General features: G+C 75.7%; 5 protein-coding genes. 3 read left to right on the top strand and 2 right to left on the bottom strand.

Annotated features, from left to right (window positions below; translation table 11 throughout):
• The first annotated feature begins 11 nt into the window (after positions 1-11).
• The 3 genes from ABZ495_RS00430 to ABZ495_RS00420 are packed head-to-tail and all read left to right on the top strand — an operon-like array spanning position 12 to position 14,729.
• The gene (locus ABZ495_RS00430) at positions 12-1,043 is read left to right on the top strand and encodes a TauD/TfdA family dioxygenase (RefSeq protein ID WP_352291402.1); all 1,032 of its coding nucleotides are present in this window, start codon (positions 12-14) and stop codon (positions 1,041-1,043) included.
• Positions 1,030-7,509 carry an amino acid adenylation domain-containing protein gene (locus tag ABZ495_RS00425; RefSeq protein WP_359833709.1) on the top strand — a complete coding sequence of 2,160 codons (6,480 nt, stop codon included), beginning with the start codon at positions 1,030-1,032 and terminating at the stop codon, positions 7,507-7,509. The genes ABZ495_RS00430 and ABZ495_RS00425 overlap by 14 nt, the downstream gene beginning before the upstream one ends.
• A complete protein-coding gene (locus ABZ495_RS00420; protein WP_359833707.1) occupies positions 7,506-14,729 on the top strand; it encodes an amino acid adenylation domain-containing protein in 7,224 nt (2,407 codons plus the stop codon). Before ABZ495_RS00425 ends, ABZ495_RS00420 begins: the two co-directional genes overlap by 4 nt.
• Positions 14,730-15,170: 441 nt before the next feature.
• On the opposite strand, the gene ABZ495_RS00415 is transcribed toward ABZ495_RS00420, so the two are convergent.
• The gene (locus ABZ495_RS00415) at positions 15,171-17,468 is read right to left on the bottom strand and encodes a lantibiotic dehydratase (protein ID WP_359833705.1); all 2,298 of its coding nucleotides are present in this window, start codon (positions 17,466-17,468) and stop codon (positions 15,171-15,173) included.
• A gap of 11 nt (positions 17,469-17,479) precedes the next feature.
• Positions 17,480-17,740, bottom strand: a complete 261-nt coding sequence (locus tag ABZ495_RS00410) for a phosphopantetheine-binding protein (protein WP_329486317.1) — start codon at positions 17,738-17,740, stop codon at positions 17,480-17,482.
• Positions 17,741-17,777 lie beyond the last annotated feature (37 nt).

Below are 17,777 nucleotides of genomic sequence, written 5' to 3'. Positions count from 1 at the left end.
CGCTGAGGCGCATGACTGCGAACCCCTCCATACGGCCCGCGCCGGCGGACCGACCCCGGGAGAACGGCGCGGGCTCCGTCCTCCCCCTGACGGTGCCGGCCGACACTCCCGGCATGCCCCTGGCCGAGTACCTCTCGGCCGCCCGACCGTTCGTCCGCGGCCGGCTGCTCGAACACGGCGCGGTCCTGCTGCGCGGGTTCGGCGTCGGCGGGGTGGACGGGTTCGAGGCGGCGGTGCGGGCGGTGTCCGGCTCGCCCCTGGCCTACGCCGAGCGGTCCTCGCCGCGCAGCACCATCAAGGGGCAGGTGTACACCTCGACCGACTACCCGCCGAGCGAGGAGATCTTCCTCCACAACGAGAACTCCTACCAGGCCGACTGGCCGATGACCCTGTTCTTCCACTGCGTCGAGCCGCCGGAGACGCTCGGCGCCACCCCGCTCGCCGACACCCGCCGGGTGTACGAGGCGATCGACCCCGCCGTCCGCGAGGAGTTCGCCGCCCGCGGCTGGATGGTGGTGCGCAACTTCTCGGACGGCTTCGGCGTGCCGTGGCAGCAGGCCTTCAACACCTCCGACCGCGCCGAGGTCGACGCCTACTGCGCCCGCAACGGCGTCGCCACCGAGTGGACCGCCGACGGCCTGCGCACCCGCGCCCGCCGCCGGGCGGTGCACCGCCACCCGGTGACCGGCGAGACGGTCTGGTTCAACCACCTCACCTTCTTCCACGTGACCACGCTCGGCGAGGAGGTGAGCTCGGCGCTGCGCGAGATGTACGACGACTCCCAGCTGCCGACCAACACCTACTACGGCGACGGCCGGCCGGTGCCGGACGAGGTCATCGCGCACCTGCGCGCCTGCTACCGCGCCGAGTGGCGCCGCTTCGACTGGCAGCGGGACGACGTCCTGCTGGTGGACAACATGCTGTCGGCGCACGCCCGCGAGCCGTTCACCGGCCCGCGCCGGATCGCCGTGGCCATGGCCGAGCCGTACTCGGCCGCCGTCAGCCCCGACTCGCTCCTGGAGGCGTCCGATGCCCACCGGTGACAGCGGACTCCCGCTCTCCTACGCCCAGGAGCAGCTGTGGTTCCTGGACCAGCTGCGCTCCGGCGCCTCCACCGAGTACCTGATGTGCGAGGCGTTCCGGATCCGCGGCCCGCTCGACCTGCCGGTGCTGGAGGCCGCGTTCACCGAGGTCGCGGCGCGGCACGAGGTGCTGCGCTCGCGCTACGGCACCGAGGGCGGCACCGGGGTGCAGTACGTCGACGAGCCCGGCCCCGTGCCGCTCGCCGTGCTCGACCTGACCGGGGTGCCGGCGGACGGCCGCGAGGCGCGGGTGCGCGAGCTGCACGCCGCCGAGTTGCGCGCCCCGATCGACCTGCGCGCCCGGGCGCCCTGGCGGCTGACCCTGGCCCGGTTCGCCGAGGACGAGGCCGTCCTGCTGGTGACCGTCCACCACATCGCCTTCGACGGCTGGTCCTGGGGCATCCTGGCGCGCGAGCTGCACGAGCTCTGCGACGCCTTCGCGGCCGGGCGGCCGTCGCCGCTGGAGCCCGTCCCGGTGCAGTACGCCGACTTCGCGCAGTGGCAGCGCGACACCTGGGCCGCCACCCCCGAGCGGGCCGAGCGGCGGCGCGGCTACTGGCGGGAGCGGCTGGCCGGCCTGGAACCGCTGGAGCTGCCCACCGACCGCCGCCGCCCGGCGCAGTGGGACCCGGCCGGCGACAGCGTCCCGTTCACCGTGCCGGCGGAGCTGGCGCAGCGGCTGGCCGCGCTCGGCCGGGACGGCGGCGCGACGCCGTTCATGGTGCACCTGGCCGCGTTCCAGCTGCTGCTCGCCCGCTGGTCCGGCGCCCGCGACGTGGCCGTCGGCGTCTCGGTCTCGGACCGCGACGAAGTGGCCCTGGAGCCGCTGGTCGGCATGTTCCTCAACACGCTGGTGCTGCGGACCGACCTGTCCGGCCGGGGATCCTTCCTCGACCTGCTGGCGCGGGTCCGCGAGACCACCCTGGACGCCTACGAGCACCAGGACGTCCCGTTCGGCTGGGTGGTCGCCGACCTCGCCCCCGAGCGCGACCTCTCCCGCAACCCGGTGTTCCAGGTCGGCTTCGCGCTGCACAACGCCGAGCGCCGCCCGCTGCGGCTGCCCGGGCTCGACGTGAGCAAGGTCGAGGCGGCCACCGAGCACTCCGCGTTCGACCTCTCGCTGCACCTGTCCGAGCTCCCCGACGGCTCGTTCGCGGCCCGGCTGATCTACCCGACCGCGCTCTTCGACCGGGCCCGGATCGAGCGGATGGCGGCGAGCCTGCTGCGGCTGCTGGCGGCCGTCGCCGAGCGCCCGGCGGCCCCCGCCCACACGCTGGAGACCGTCCCCGACGCGGAGCTGGCCGACCTCGCCCGCTGGAACCGCACCGAGACCGGGCGCCCGCGGCAGTCGCTGGCCGAACTGTTCTTCGCCCAGGCACTGGCCACCCCGGACGCGGTCGCCGTGGTGTCCGGCGCGCGGCGGACCGACTACGCCGCTCTCGCCGACCGGGTCCGGCGGCTCGCCGGGGTGCTGCGCTCGCGCGGCGTCGGCCGGGAGAGCCCCGTCGGCGTCGCCCTGCACCGCGGCACCGACCTAGTCGCCACCCTGCTCGCGGTGCTGACCGCGGGCGGCGTCTACGTGCCGCTGGCCCCGGAGCAGCCGGCCGAGCGGCTGGCCCACCTGGTCGCCGACGCCGGGGTGGGCCTGCTGGTCACCGAGGAGTCCCTGCTCGGCCAGCTGCCGCCGCACCCGAACACGCTCGTCCTCGACCGCGAGGGCGGCGAGGGCGGCGAGGACCCGGCGGGGGCGCCGTCGGCGGACCTCGAACCCGCCGGCGCCACCGGCGCCGAGGCCGCGTACGTGATGTACACCTCCGGCTCCACCGGCCGGCCCAAGGGCGTGGTCGTCCCGGAGGCCGCGATCCGCAACCGGGTGCTCTGGTCCGTGGAGCGCTACGGCCTCGGCCCCGGTGACCGGGTGCTGCAGAAGACCACCATCGGCTTCGACGCCGCGGTCTGGGAGTTCCTCTCCCCGCTGGTCTGCGGCGCCACCGTGGTCACCGGCCCGCGGGACGCCCACCGCGACCCGGCGGTGATGGCCCGCGCCGTCGCCGAGCACCGCGTCACCGTGCTCCAGGGCGTGCCCTCGATGCTGCGCCTGCTGCTCGACGAACCGGCGCTGGCCGACTGCGACGCGCTGCGCGTGGTCTGCTCGGCGGGCGAGCCGCTGCCCGCCGAACTCTGCGCCCGGCTGCGCCGGATCGTCGACGTCGAGGTGGTCAACACCTACGGCCCCACCGAGTGCGCGATCGACTCCACCGCCTGGCCCTACGACCCGGCCGAGCCCGGCGAGCAGGTGCCGATCGGCCTGCCGCTGCCCAATGTGCGCACCTACGTGGTGGACGCCGAGGACCGTCTGGTGCCGGTCGGCGTCGTCGGCGAACTCTGCGTCGGCGGCATCGGTCTGGCCCGCGGCTACGCCGGCCGCGGCGACCTCACCGCCGACCGGTTCGTCCCGGACCCGTTCGCCGCCGTGCCCGGCGCCCGCCGCTACCGCACCGGCGACCTGGTGCGCCGCCGCGCGGACGGCGCGCTGGAGTACGTCGGACGCGTCGACGACCAGGTCAAGATCGGCGGCGTGCGGATCGAGCCCGGCGAGATCGAGGCGCTGCTGGCGACCGCCCCCTCGGTGGCCGCCGCCGTGGTGGCCGCCCACCGGTCCGGCACCGGCGACACCCGGTTGACCGCCTACGTGGTGGCCGCCGCCGGGGCGCGGATCGAGCCGGACGGGCTGCGCGCCCGGCTGGCCGCCGCGCTGCCGGAGGCCATGGTGCCGTCCGCCGTGGTCGAGCTCGACGAGCTGCCGCTCACGCCCAACGGCAAGGTGGACCGCCGCCGGCTGCCCGCCGCCGAGCCGGAGCGCCCGGCCGCGCGGGCCTGGGAGGCCCCGCGCACCGACGCCGAGCGGACCGTCGCCGCACTGATGGCCGAGGTGCTGGACGTCGAACGGGTCGGCGCGCACGACGACTTCTTCCTGCTCGGCGGCTACTCGCTGCTCGCGATCAAGCTGGTGCTGCGGCTGCGGCGCGCGTTCGGCATCGAGCTGACCGTCGGCGAGCTGTTCCACGCGCCGACCGTCGCCGGGCTGGCCGCCCGGATCGACGGCGCCGCGGCTACCGGCCCCGACACCGGGGCGGACGCCGTCCGCCCCGTCGGCCGGGACCGCCCGCTGCCGCTCTCCTTCGGCCAGCAGCGGATGTGGTTCCTCGACCAGCTGGAGCCCGGGAGCCACGAGTACGTCGTCCCGCTGGCGCTGCGGCTGACCGGCCCGCTCGACACCGCGGCGCTGCGCGGCGCGCTGGACGCGCTCTCCGCCCGGCACGAGGTGCTGCGCACCCGGTACCGCTCCGAGGGCGGCGACCCCGTCCAGGTCGTCGACCCCGCCGGGCCGGTCGACTTCACCCTGACCGACCTGTCGGCCGGGCCGGACGCCGCGGCAGGGGCCCGCGCCCTGGTCGACGAGCTGGCCCGCTCCCCGTTCGACCTGGCCCAGGGCCACCCGCTGCGGGCGACCCTGATCCGCACCGCCCCCGAGGACCACCTGCTCGTCCTGACCCTGCACCACATCGCTTTCGACGCCTGGTCGACCAACGTCTACCTGCGCGAACTCGACCTCGCCTACCGGTCCTTCACCGAGGACGCGCCGGCCCTGCCGGCCCCCGAGCCGGTCCAGTACGCGGACTTCGCCGTCTGGCAGCGCGAGCAGCAGGACGCCGGCCGGCTGGACCACCAGCTCGCCTACTGGCGCGACCGCCTGGGCGGCCTGACGCCGGTCGAGCTGCCCACCGACCGGCTCCGCTCGGCCGTCCGCGACTCGCGCGGCGCCAACGTGGTCGTCGAGGTGGCGCCGGAGGTCGGCCGGGCCGTCACCGAGCTGGCCGGCCGGCACGGCGCGACCCCGTTCATGGTGCTGCTCGCCGTCTTCCAGGTGATGCTGCACCGCTACACCGGCCTCGACGACCTCGCGGTCGGCACCCCCGTCGCCGGGCGGACCCGCCAGGAGACCGAGGACCTCGTCGGGTTCTTCACCAACAACCTGGTGATCCGCAACGACCTGGCCGGCAACCCGGCCTTCCCGGACCTGCTGGACCACGTCCGCGGCTCGGTGCTCGACGCCTTCGCCCACCAGGACGTGCCGTTCGAGCACCTGGTCGACGCGCTGCGCCCGGAGCGGGACCTCTCCCGCAACCCGCTGTTCCAGGTCATGTTCGAGCACCAGCACCTGGCCGGCGTCCCCGCCCGGCTCGGCGCGGCCGCCGTGGAGCCGGTCCGGGCCGGCCTGGAGATCGCCAAGTTCGACCTCACCGTGACCGTCAAGGAACGCGGCGGCCGGATGTACTGCTGGTTCGAGTACGCGACCGCGCTCTTCGACCGGGCGACCGTCGAACGGATGGCCGGCCACTACCTGACCCTGATCGGCAGCGTCACCGCCGCCCCCGGAGCCCGGATCGGCGACCTCGGCATGCTCACCGACGAGGAGCGGCACACCGTCCTCACCCGCTGGGCCGACCCGGCCGGCGGGCGGGCCGCCGAGCTCGACCCGGTCGAGGAGCACGGGCTCTGCGTGCCCGAGCTCTTCGCCCGGCAGGCCCGGCGCACCCCGGACGCGGTCGCCGTGGTCTTCGGCGACCAGCGGCTGAGCTACGCCGAACTCGACGCGCGGGCCGACCGGTTCGCGGCCCGGCTGCGCGCCCTCGGGGTCACCTCGGAGACGGTCGTCGGCTCCCTCCTGGAGCGCGGCGTCGAGGCGGTCGTGGTGCTGCTCGCGGTGCTGAAGGCCGGCGGCTCGTACGTGCCGTTCGACCCGCAGCACCCGGCCGAGCGGCTGGAGTTCATGCTCGCCGACGCCGGCCCGGAACTCGTGGTCACCACCGGGGCCTTCGCCGACCGGGTGACCGGCTCCCACCGGGTGGTGCTCGCCGACGGGACCGACGACGGGACCCGCACCGACGACGGGACCGCCGCCGGAACCGACAGCGCCGCCACCGGGGCCGAGCCGGTCCTGATCCGGCCGGAGAACCTCGCCTACGTCATCTACACCTCCGGCTCGACCGGCCGCCCCAAGGGCGTCATGATCGAGCACCGCTCCTACGCCCACCACTGCCGGGTGATCGCCGACCAGTACGGCATCGCCCCCGGCGAGCGGGTGGTCCTGCTCTCCGCCCTCACCTTCGACGTGGCGATGGACCAGATCGCGGCCACCCTGGTCGCGGGCGCCACCATCGTGGTCGCCGACCCGGTGTTCTGGACCCCGGCCGAGCTGCCGGTCCGGCTCGCCGAGCACGGCGTCACCGTCGTCGAGATCACGCCGTCCTACTACCGGGCCGTCCTGGAGTCCCCCGACCTGCACCTGCTGAGCGGGCTCAAGCTGATGAACGTCGGCAGCGACGTGGTCACCGGCCTGGACGCGCGGCGCTGGGCGCAGACCGGCCTGCCCGCCCGCTTCCTGTGCAACTACGGCCCGACCGAGGCCACCGTCACCTGCCTGCTGCACCCCGTCTCCGAGGTGCCGGCGCAGGGTGACGAGGCCTCGGCCCTGCCGCTCGGGCGGCCCGTCCCCGGCACCCGCGCGCACATCCTCGACGCCGACCAGCGGCCCGTCCCGGTCGGCGTCCCCGGCGAGCTGTACCTGGGCGGCGTCCGGCTGGCCCGCGGCTACCACCGCCGCCCGGAGCTGACCGCCGAGCGCTTCGTGCCCGACCCCTTCGGCGGCGAGCCGGGCGGGCGCCTCTACCGGACCGGCGACCTCGCCCGCCACCGGCCGGACGGCACCATCGAGTTCCTCGGCCGGATCGACCAGCAGGTCAAGGTCCGCGGCCTGCGCATCGAACTCGGCGAGATCGAGGCGGCGCTGGCCCGCCACCCCGCCCTCCAGGAGGCGGTGGTGACCGCCCCGGAGACCGCCCCCGGCGAACGCCGGCTGGCCGCCTACCTGGTCGCCCGGCCCGGCAGCCCGATGCCCGACGTGGCCGAACTCCGCGGCCACCTGCGGGCGCTGCTCCCCGAGTACATGATCCCCGCGCTGTGGGTGCCGCTCGACGCGCTCCCGCTGACCGCCAGCAAGAAGGTCGACCGCAAGGCACTGCCCGACGCCTCCGCCGCCCTGGCCGGCGGGGCCCGCGAGCACCTGGCCCCGCGCGACCCCGCCGAGGAGGCGGTCGCCGCGATCTGGGGCGAGGTGCTGGGCGTCGAGCGGATCGGCGTCCAGGACGACTTCTTCGCCCTGGGCGGCCACTCGCTGCTGGCCACCCGGGTCCTGGCCCGGCTCCGCGAGACGTTCGCCGTCGAGCTGCCGCTGCGCCTGCTGTTCGAGGCCACCACGGTGGCCCGGCTCACCGAGGCGGTGACCGACGCCGTCGAGGCCGAGATCACCGCGCTCACCGACGAGGAAGTGGCGGGCCTGCTCGCCGAGGAGGGGCACCGATGACCGACACCACGGACCGCACCCGGCTGCGGCAGGAGCTGCTGCGCCGGCGCCTCGCCGGCCGGGCGGGCACCGCCCCGGCCGAGGGCATCGCCCGGGCACCGCGCGGCGGCCCGCTGCCGCTCTCCTTCGCCCAGCGCCGCCTCTGGATCCTCGACCGGCTCCAGCCCGGCAGCACCGAGTACCTGGTGACGGCCTCGCTGCGGCTGACCGGCCCCCTCGACCGGGCCGCGCTGCGGACCGCGCTCGACGGGATCCAGCACCGCCACGAAGTCCTGCGGACCAGGTACCCGGTGGTCGACGGCGAACCCGTCCAAGTGGTCGACGCGCCGAGCGTCGTGCCGCTCACCGAGGAGGACCTGAGCACCCTGGACCGGGCCGCCGCCGACGCCCGGCTGGCCGACCTCGCCACCGGCGCCCGCCGTCCGGTGGACCTCGCCGAGGGCCCGGTGCTGTCCGCCGTCCTGGCCCGGCTCGCCCCGCGGGAGCACGTCGTCCTGCTGACCGTCCACCACATCGCCTGCGACGGCTGGTCCGAGGACCTCCTGGTCGGCGAACTCGCCGAGCGCTACGACGACGCCGTCGCCGGGCGCCCGGCCCGCACCCCGGACCTGCCGGTCCAGTACGCCGACTACGCCGTCTGGCAGCGCGAGCGGCTCTCCGACGGGGCGCTCCGGCGCCGCCTCGACCACTGGAACGAGCGGCTGGCCGCACTGGCGCCGCTGGAGCTGCCCACCGACCGGCCCCGCCCGCCGGTGCGCGACGCGGCCGGCGCCCTGGTGCCGCTGGTCGTCCCGGCCGCGACCGCCGGACGGCTGACGGCGCTGGCCCGGGACCACGGCGCCACCCCCTTCATGGCTCTGCTGGCCGCCCACGCCGTCCTGCTCGGCCGCTGGAGCGGGCAGCGCGACGTCGCCGTCGGCTCCCCGGTCGCCGGGCGCGACCGCGCCGAGGTGCAGGACGTCGTCGGCCTCTTCCTCAACACCCTGGTGCTCCGGGTCGACCTGGCCGGCCCGCGGACCTTCGCCGAGCTGCTGTCCCAGGTCCGGGAGACCGCCCTGGACGCGTACGGCCACCAGGAGGTGCCGTTCGAGCGCCTGGTCGAGGAGCTGGCGCCCGAGCGCGACCCCGCCCGGACACCGCTGTTCTCCTCCATGCTGCTGTGGCAGGACGCCGCCGGCGCCTCCACGCCCGCGGCCATGGGAGGCCTGACCGTCGAGCGGCTGCCGGTCGGCGAGAGCACCGCCAAGTTCGACCTCACCGTCGGCCTGGCCGCCCAGCCGGACGGCTCGCTCGCGGGCGGCGTCAACTACGCCTCCGCGCTGTTCGACCGGGCGACGGCCGAGCGGTTCGCCGCCCAGTTCACCCAGCTGCTGGAGCACGCCGTCGCGGAGCCCGACACCCCGCTGGACGAGCTGGAGATCCTCCCCCGGGAGGAGCGCGAGCGCCAGCTGCTCAGCTGGAACGCCACCGGCCGCGGCTACCCCACCGGCACCCTGCCGCTGCTGTTCGAGGCGCAGGTCGCCCGCACCCCGAACGCCACCGCCCTGCGGTTCGAGGGCGCCGAGCTCAGCTACCGCGAGCTGGACGTCCGGGCCAACCAGCTCGCCCACCACCTGCGCCGGCTCGGCGTCGGCCCCGAGTCGGTGGTCGGCGTCTGCCTGCACCGCGGCGCCGACCTGGTGGTCGCGCTGCTCGCGGTGCTCAAGGCCGGCGGCGCGTACCTGCCGCTCGACCCCGACTACCCGGCGGACCGGCTCGCCTTCATGCTGGCCGACTCCGGCGCCCTCGCCGTGGTCACCGACCCGGGGCTCACCCCGCTGGTGACCGGCGGCGCCCCGCACCTGGTGGACATCACTGCCGAACTGCCCGGCGGCTGGGGCCACGACCCGGTCTTCGCGGCGGCGCCCGAGCACCCGGCCTACCTGATCTACACCTCGGGTTCGACCGGCCGCCCCAAGGGCGTGCTGGTCGAGCACCGGGCCATCGTCAACCGGCTGCACTGGATGCAGGAGGCCTACGGGCTCGACGCCGACGACCGGGTGCTGCAGAAGACCCCGTACAGCTTCGACGTCTCGGTCTGGGAGTTCTTCTGGCCGCTGATCACCGGTGCGACCCTGGTCCTGGCCCGCCCCGGCGGCCACCGCGACCCGGCCTACCTCGCCGAACTGATCGGCACCGAGCGGATCACCACCCTGCACTTCGTACCGTCGATGCTGCGGGCCTTCCTCGCCGAGCCGCTGCCGCCGCTGCCCTCGCTGCGCCGCATGGTGTGCAGCGGCGAGGCACTGCCCGCCGAGCTGGTCACCGCCGTGCACGAGCGGATCGGCTGCGAACTGCACAACCTGTACGGGCCCACCGAGGCCGCCGTCGACGTCACCGCGATCCGCTGCGAGCCGGGCCGGCCGGTCACCATCGGCCGCCCGATCTCCAACACCCGCACCTACATCGTGGACGCCGCGCTGCGCCCGCAGCCGATCGGCGTGCCGGGCGAACTCCTGCTCGGCGGGGTCCAGTTGGCCCGCGGCTACCTGAACCGGGCGGAGCTCACCGCCGACCGCTTCGTGCCCGACCCCTTCGCCACCGAGCCCGGCGGCCGGCTCTACCGCACCGGCGACCTCGCCCGGTACCGGGCGAACGGCGAGATCGAGTACCTCGGCCGGCTCGACCACCAGGTGAAGATCCGCGGCCAGCGGGTCGAACTCGGCGAGATCGAGGCGGTCCTGGCGCAGGCCCCCGGCGTCGCCGCCGCGGCCGTCGCCGTCCACGACGACCAGCTGGTCGGCTACCTGGTCCCGGCCGGGGCCGACGTCGAGGCGGCCCGCGAGCACCTGCGCGGACGGCTGCCGGAGCACATGCGCCCGGTGCACTGGACGACGCTGGAGACGCTGCCGCTGACCCCCAGCGGCAAGACCGACCGCAAGGCGCTGCCCGCACCCGACCGGACCCGCTCCGAGCTGGTCGGCGCGTTCGTCGCCCCGCGCAGCGCCCTCGAACAGACCCTCGCGGACGCCTTCGCCGCCGCCCTCGGCGTCGACAAGGTCGGCGTGCACGACGGCTTCTTCCAGCTCGGCGGCGACTCGATGCGCGCCATCCGGGCCGTCGGCGCGCTGCGCGACCAGGGGCTCGCCCTCTCCGTCCAGGACGTCTTCGCCCGCCAGACCGTCGCCGAGCTGGCCCCGCTGGCGGCCGACCGGCCGGCCGCCGGCGCGGCCGAGACCGCCCTGGTGGGCCGGTTCGAGCTGCTCGACCCGGCCGACCGCGAGCGCCTCCCCGAGGGCCTGGCCGACGCCTACCCGATGGGCCAGGTCCAGGTCGGCATGGTCTACGAGATGCTGGCCGACCCCGAGCGCAACACCTACCAGAACGCCAGCACCTTCCAGATCGTCGACGACGGCCCGTTCTCCGCCGAGGCGCTGAACGGCGCGGTCCGGCTGCTGATCGAGCGGCACGAGATCCTGCGCACCTCCTTCGACCTCTCCGGGTACTCCGAACCGCTCCAGCTGGTGCACGCGGCGGACGACCTGCACCTGGAGATCGGCGTGGACGACCTGCGCCACCTGCCGGCCGAGGAGCAGCAGGCCGCCGTCCGGCGCTTCCGCGCCGAGGCCCAGCGCACCCCGTTCGACGTCGGGCGCGCCCCGCTGCTGCGCTACCACGCCCACCTGGTCGGCGACCGGGAGTGGCTGCTGACCCACGTCGAGTGCCACGCCATCCTGGACGGCTGGAGCCACCACTCCGTCATCGGCGAACTGCGCGCCGCCTACCGGGAGCTGGCCGCCGGCACCGGCGCCCCGGCCGCGGCGCCGCCGGAGGTCCGCTACGCCGACTTCATCCAGCTGGAGAAGCGCGCCCTGGCCTCCCCGGCGGACCGGGAGTTCTGGCGCGGCCGGATCACCGGCCACGACCGGCTGCGGCTGCCCGCCGACACCGCCCCGGCCGAGGCGCACCTGCCCGCCACCGAGGTTCGGCTGCCCTGGGCGGCGCTGGAGCCGAAGCTGCGCCGGCTCGCCGCCGACACCCAGAGCTCGCTCAAGACCGTCCTCTACACCGCCCACCTGAAGGTGCTCGGCCTGCTCAGCGGCCAGCGCCGGTTCCTCGCCGGGGCGGTGACCAACGGCCGGCCCGAACTGCCGGGCGGCGACCGGGTCCGCGGCATGTACCTCAACACGGTGCCGTTCGCCGTGGACCTGCGGGCGCCGAGCTGGCGCGAGCTGGTGCGCTCGGTGTTCGCCGAGGAGCTGGCCCTGTGGCCGCACCGCCGCTACCCGCTGCCCGCGATGCAGCGCGAGTGGGGCGGCGGCGAGCCACTGGTCGAGGTGGTCTTCGCCTACCTGGACTTCCACGTGCTCGACGAGCACCGGTCGGACATCGGCACCGTCACCGACCACAGCCCGAACGAGTTCACCTTCGACGTCTGGACCTTCCCCGGCGAGCTGCGGATGACCTGCCGCCCCGGCTGGGTCGGCCGGGAGCGGCTGGCGGCGATCGGGGAGACCTTCATCGCCGTGCTCACCGCGATGGCCGAGGACGCCGACGCCGACCCGCAGGCCTTCCGGGCCCCCGGCCTGGACCGGCCGGGCGCGACCGCCCCCGCCACCCGCCCGCTGCCCGAGGTCTGCGTGCCCGAGCTGGTCGCGGAGCGCTCCGACCCGGACGCGATCGCCCTGGAGGACGCCGAACGGAGCCTCACCTACCGGGAGGTGGACACCGGCAGCAACCAGCTGGCCCACCTGCTGCGCGGGCTGGGCGTCGGCCCGGAGACGCCGGTCGCGATCTGCCTGGACCGCGGCGTCGAGGCGGTACTGGCCATGCTCGGCGTGCTCAAGGCCGGCGGCTACTACGTCCCGCTCGACCCCGCCTACCCGGACGCCCGGATCGGCTTCGTGCTGGACGACGTCCGCGCCGACGTGGTGATCTGCCGGCCCGAGGACACCGACCGCCTCGCACGGATCGCCGACCTGCGCTGCGTCCCGCTGGACGCGGCCTGGACCGGCCTCGCCGTCCTGCCGGAGACCCCGGTCGAGGCGGGCACCCACCCCGACAACCTGGCCTACGTCACCTACACCTCCGGCTCCACCGGCCGGCCCAAGGGCGTCCAGGTCACCCACCGGGCCGTGGTCCGGCTGGTGCACGACCCCAACTACGCCGACCTCGACCCCGGCCAGGTGCTGCTGCTGCACGCGCCGCTCGCCTTCGACGCCTCCACCCTGGAGGTCTGGGGGGCGCTGGGCAACGGTGCCCGCCTGGCGGTCTGCCCGCCCGGGGCGACCACCGCCGCCGAACTGGCCGAGGTGCTCCGCCGGCACCGGGTCACGCTGCTCTGGCTCACCGCCGGCCTGTTCCAGCACATGGTGGAGACCGAGCCGGCCGCGCTGGCCGGGGTGCGGCAGGTGCTGGCCGGCGGCGACGCCCTCTCGCCCGCGCACGTGCGCACCGCCCTCGGCCACGGCGTCGCGCTCACCAACGGCTACGGACCCACCGAGTGCACCACCTTCAGCACGGCGCTGCGCGGGGTGACCGGGGCCGACGCCGACCGGGGGGTGCCGATCGGCGTGCCGATCACCGACACCCGCGTCCTGGTGGTCGACGACCACCTCGACCCGGTGCCGTTCGGCGTGGCCGGTGAACTGCTGGTCGGCGGCCCCGGGCTCGCCCGCGGCTACCTCGGCCGCCCCGACCTCACCGCGGACCGCTTCGTGCCGGACCCGTCCGGCGAGCTCCCCGGCGCCCGCTTCTACCGGACCGGGGACATCGTCCGCCGCGACCCCGACGGGACGCTGTCCTTCGTCGGCCGCCGCGACAACCAGGTGAAGATCCGCGGCCACCGGGTGGAACTCGCCGAGGTGGAGGCCATGATCGGCGGCCTCGCGCCGGTCCGGGCGGCCGCGGCGGCCGTGCACCCCGGACCGGACGGCCAGAAGCGCCTGGTCGGCTACGTCGTCCCGGAACCCGGGTCCGGCCCGCTGGACGTCGCCGCGCTGCGCGAGCAGCTCCGGCGGCGGGTGCCCGACTACCTCGTCCCCGGCGCCTGGGTGGAACTGCCCGCACTCCCGCTCACCGCCCACGGCAAGATCGACCGCGCCGCGCTCCCGGAGCCCTCCGGGCCCGCGCCGACCGCCGGCTCCGCGGCGCCGCGCACCGCCACCGAGCGGGCCGTCGCCGAGGTCTGGGCCGAGGTGCTCGGCCTCGGACAGGTCGGGGTGGACGACGACTTCTACCTCCTCGGCGGCCACTCGCTGGCCATCCTGCGCATCACCGCCCTGCTGCGCGAGCGGCACGGAATCGACCTGACCGTGCGCTCGTTCGTGGCGGACCCGACCGTCGCCGGGCTGGCGGCGGCCGTCGACGCGGCGGCGGCCGGCGAGCCGGTGGAGGCGCTGGTCTGGCTCCGCCGGGAAGGCAGCCGGCCGCCCCTGTTCTGCGTGCACCCCGGCGGCGGCAGCGCCCACTGGTACCGCCCGCTGGTGCCGTACCTCGACCCGGACCAGCCGGTCGCGGCCTTCGCCTGGCCCGGCCTCCAGGCCGAGAACGGGCAGCCCGTCCCCTCCACCGAGCAGATGGCCGAGCGCTACCTGGCCGAACTGCGGGCCGCCGCCCCGCAGGGCCCGTACCGGCTGTTCGGCTGGTGCGGAGGCAGCGGCATCGCCAGCGAGCTGGCCCACCGGCTCACCGCCGAGGGCGAGGAGGTCACCTTCGTCCTGCTCGACCCGGGGCTGGACAACCACGAGCGGCCCGAGCTGTGGAAGGAGTACCGGCTGATCGAGAGCTGCGTGGCGAAGCTGACCGAACTGGCCGCCGCCCCGGCCGGGCAGGACACCTCGGCGCTCCGCGGGGAGACCCTGGCGCTGCTCGAACACCTGGTGGACGACGTCGACCCCGAGGTCGGGATCGTGCTGCCGGAGCACGGCGCCGGCGAGGTCTGGCTGCCCTCCGCCCGGATGTGGCGGGAGGTCATGGAGATGTGCCTGACCTACCGTCACCGCAACTACCCCGGGCGGCTGAACCTGATCGCCAGCGACGAACTCGCCGACGGCGAGCACGAGGTGGCCTCCGGGCAGGACTTCGGGGAGTACCTGACCCGCTGGCAGGAGCTCACCGGCGAGGTCGCCCTGCACCGGATCCCCGGCGACCACTTCGGCGTCATGAAGCCGCCCCACCTCGGCCGCCTGGCCGAGACGATCACCGCGATCCTCGCCGACGGCGGAGCGAGCACCGGCTGACCCCGGGGGAGGGAACCACCGCGAGGGCGGGGGCGCACACAGCGCCCCCGCCCTCGCGGTTTCGCCGTGTCCGGGCCGGGCCCGGACGGCCTCCACCCGTCGGCGCGGGGCGGGGTGGGCCGCGCCGCCGCGGTCGCTCCACCGGGGTGAGGTCCCGCCCCCCGGCGCCCCGTCCCGGGCGCCCCGTCCCCGGCGCCTCGTCCCGGGAGCCCCGTCCCCGGCGCCCCGTCCCCGGCGCTCCGGGCGCCGGCTCTCGGGCGCCGGGCCGGGTACACCCCGCCGCCGACGGCCCGCCCCGCCCCCGGCCCCGCCCTGGTTCCCGACAGCCCGCGTGGGACGGCCGCGCGCGGCGCCCCGCGTCGGCCGGACACACCACCGACCCGGGCCGGGCTCCTGGGGGAGCCCGGCCCGGGTCGGTGGTGCTCGGGTGGTGCGGGTCGGTCAGTCGGTCACCGCGACGAGGCGCAGTTCGGAGGTGTAGCGGCGGCCCTGGTCGTCGGTGAGCCAGGCCTGCTCCGGCGTGGGGAACATCTCGGTGACGGTGAGCCGGGCGTCCGGATCCTTGCGGGCCAGCCGGCGGGCGGCCTTGGCGAGGATGTTGACGTAGACCGGGCTGTCGAAGTCGACGAAGAACGGCCGCGGTTCGGTGGGGGAGACCACGAAGACGAAGCGGGGCAGCTCGTTCGCGTCCTGCCAGTGCCGGGCCCGGACGAACCGGCGCGGCTCGGTCTTCTCGTCCGCGAAGTCCAGCGCGGAGCCGACGAACCGCCAGGTCTCCCGGGCCACCACCATCTTGTCGATGGTGATCCGGGGGGAGTGGTCGGCCTCCGGCAGCAGCCGGAAGCGGTCCATCACCAGGGTGGTCAGCACGTGTGAGAAGACCTCGATCGCCGGGAACACGGCGCCGTCCGGCAGCACCACGGTCAGCCGGCCGTCCCGCTGCTCCACCACGGCGTCGGCGCTCGGCGCCGTGCGGTCGCGGTGCGGGTCGGCCGTGTTGTCGAGCAGGGCGACCTGGTAGTCCTGCGGGCGGACCAGCGCGTGCCGGATCCGGGCGGAGAGCCGGGCCTTGTGCTCCTTCGGCAGCAGCGGCATCAGCCGCGGCGCCGGGTGGTCGCGGTCGGTCCGGTCGAACAGCTCCCGGCGGTCCGGGTGCTGGTTGACGAACAGCTCGTTGCCGAGCGTGTTCGAGGCCAGGTGCAGCTCGCCGAGGGCGAGTTCGAACTCGCCGCGGTCGATCGCCGCGGTGTCCTCCGCCGCGATCATCATGTCCGGGCTGATGTACCGGGCGGCGGTCCAGCCCGCGGCGGTGGCCGGCCCGAAGGCCTCCGCCACCCGGTCGGCGAGGTCGGCGCCCGCGACGTTGACCCGGCGCACGCCCTCCGTGGACGGCAGGATCCGCTGCCAGCGGCGTTCGAACTCGGCCTGCAGCTCGGCGGCGTCGGCCCCCGCCGCGCCGTGCAGCACGGGCATGCAGGCGAACCAGAAGGTGGCGAGGTCCACCGGGCGGTCGGCGTCGGTCTCGGCGCGCAGCTTCCCGTACACCGCGGCGACCCGCTCCGACACCCGGGTGGCCAGCGCGGCGGCGAGCCAGGCGGCGCCGTCCATCAGCAGTTCGAGCGGGGCGAGCGCCTCCAGCACCCGGCTGCCGAGCGTCACGTGGGCCGCACGCCGGCAGTCCTGGTAGACCACCGCGCGACCGGGCGCCGTGGTGCCGCTCTTCTCGCGCTTGGCGGCCGCGTCGGTCACCCGCTGGAAGGTCTGCTCGACCTCGGTGAGGGCGGCCACCAGGCGCTCGGGGTCGTCGGCCGCGGCCCGGACGGCCTCGCCGGCGCGCTCCAGCTCGTCGAGCCGGGCGAGCGCCTCGGCGCGCACGGCGGGTTCGCCGATCCGCTCCAGGGCGGTCCGGAGCCGGCGGTCCGGCCGGATGTCGGCGGGGAGGTCGAGCTGCCAGGTGATCCAGCGCCGCCGGACCAGCTCGTCGAGGAGCGCGGGGACGTCGGTCCCCGGGCCGGTCTCCTGCTGGATGGCGTGGGCGGTGCGGGTGCCGTCGCAGAGCCGCAGCACCCGCAGCGTCTCCGGCTCCACCGGGCGCGGCGGGCGGCCGGGGACGCGTACCGCGTTCTCCTCCAGCCGGACGAAGGGCACCCGGCGGGGCGCCGTCCAGACGCGTACCGCCGGGTCGGCGCCGATCTCGCGGGCCAGCGCGTCCATCGACCAGCTGGACCAGAAGACCTCCGAGGAGGCGATCAGCCCGGTGCCCGGGTCCATGGTGATGCCGGGCCGGTCGGGGTCGAAGGTGCCCCAGCCGACCGGGCCGAAGAAGCCGATGGTGTCGTTCTTGACGCAGAACCGCTGCCAGTAGTGGGCGACCAGCTCCTCGCGCTGGCGCTGCTTGAAGGTCCGGCCCTCGGTCGCGGGCGACCAGTTGAGGAACGGCCGGATCGCCGAGTCGAGCACCCCGCGGTTCTGCCAGGCGACCGCCGCGCGGAACGGCCCGGAGGCGGCGATCTCCTGCGCGTTCTCCGCCGCCCGGGCGGCGGACTGCGTGAACTCCTCCTCGAAGGCCTGCCAGGCGGCCCCGGAGAGCTTGTCCCGGGCCCCGAACTTGTCCGCGGCCGCCGCCAGGCCCTCCGGCGCCAGCCGGAGCACCCCATCGGCCGGGAACCCCGGGCCGCGCACCGCGACCTGGTCCCACAGCCGCCACCGGCCGCTCAGGGAGACGGATTCCTCGTGCATGCCGGTGCCCCCTAGGCCGAGGCGGGAGCGAGGGACAGGTCGTCGACGACGACCTCCGCGAGCTCCGCGGGGGACGGGTAGGTGAAGACCAGGGCGACGGCGATCTCGGCGCCGACCAGCTCCTGGAGCCGGTCGACGATCTGGAAGGCGGCGAGCGAGTCGCCGCCGGCCTCGAAGAAGTCGCTGTCGGTGTCCAGGCTGTCGTCGCCGAGCGTCTCGCGGTAGAAGCCGGCGATCTGGCCGGCGAGTTCGGCGGTGTCGATGGTGGTCATGGTGGGTCCTTCCGAAGGGGTGGGGTGTACGGGGAAC

This window comes from Kitasatospora sp. NPDC005748 (genome assembly GCF_040630735.1).
In the GTDB taxonomy this organism is placed as follows: domain Bacteria; phylum Actinomycetota; class Actinomycetes; order Streptomycetales; family Streptomycetaceae; genus Kitasatospora.
This window is presented reverse-complemented; position numbering and strand designations above follow the sequence as displayed.

What these genes read in the sequence shown, in the direction of transcription:
- ABZ495_RS00430 (WP_352291402.1), top strand. Translation starts at nt 12, where the DNA reads ATGACTGCGAACCCCTCCATACGGCCCGCGCCGGCGGACCGACCCCGG.
- ABZ495_RS00425 (WP_359833709.1), top strand. Translation starts at nt 1,030, where the DNA reads ATGCCCACCGGTGACAGCGGACTCCCGCTCTCCTACGCCCAGGAGCAG.
- ABZ495_RS00420 (WP_359833707.1), top strand. Translation starts at nt 7,506, where the DNA reads ATGACCGACACCACGGACCGCACCCGGCTGCGGCAGGAGCTGCTGCGC.
- ABZ495_RS00415 (WP_359833705.1), bottom strand. Translation starts at nt 17,468, where the DNA reads ATGCACGAGGAATCCGTCTCCCTGAGCGGCCGGTGGCGGCTGTGGGAC.
- ABZ495_RS00410 (WP_329486317.1), bottom strand. Translation starts at nt 17,740, where the DNA reads ATGACCACCATCGACACCGCCGAACTCGCCGGCCAGATCGCCGGCTTC.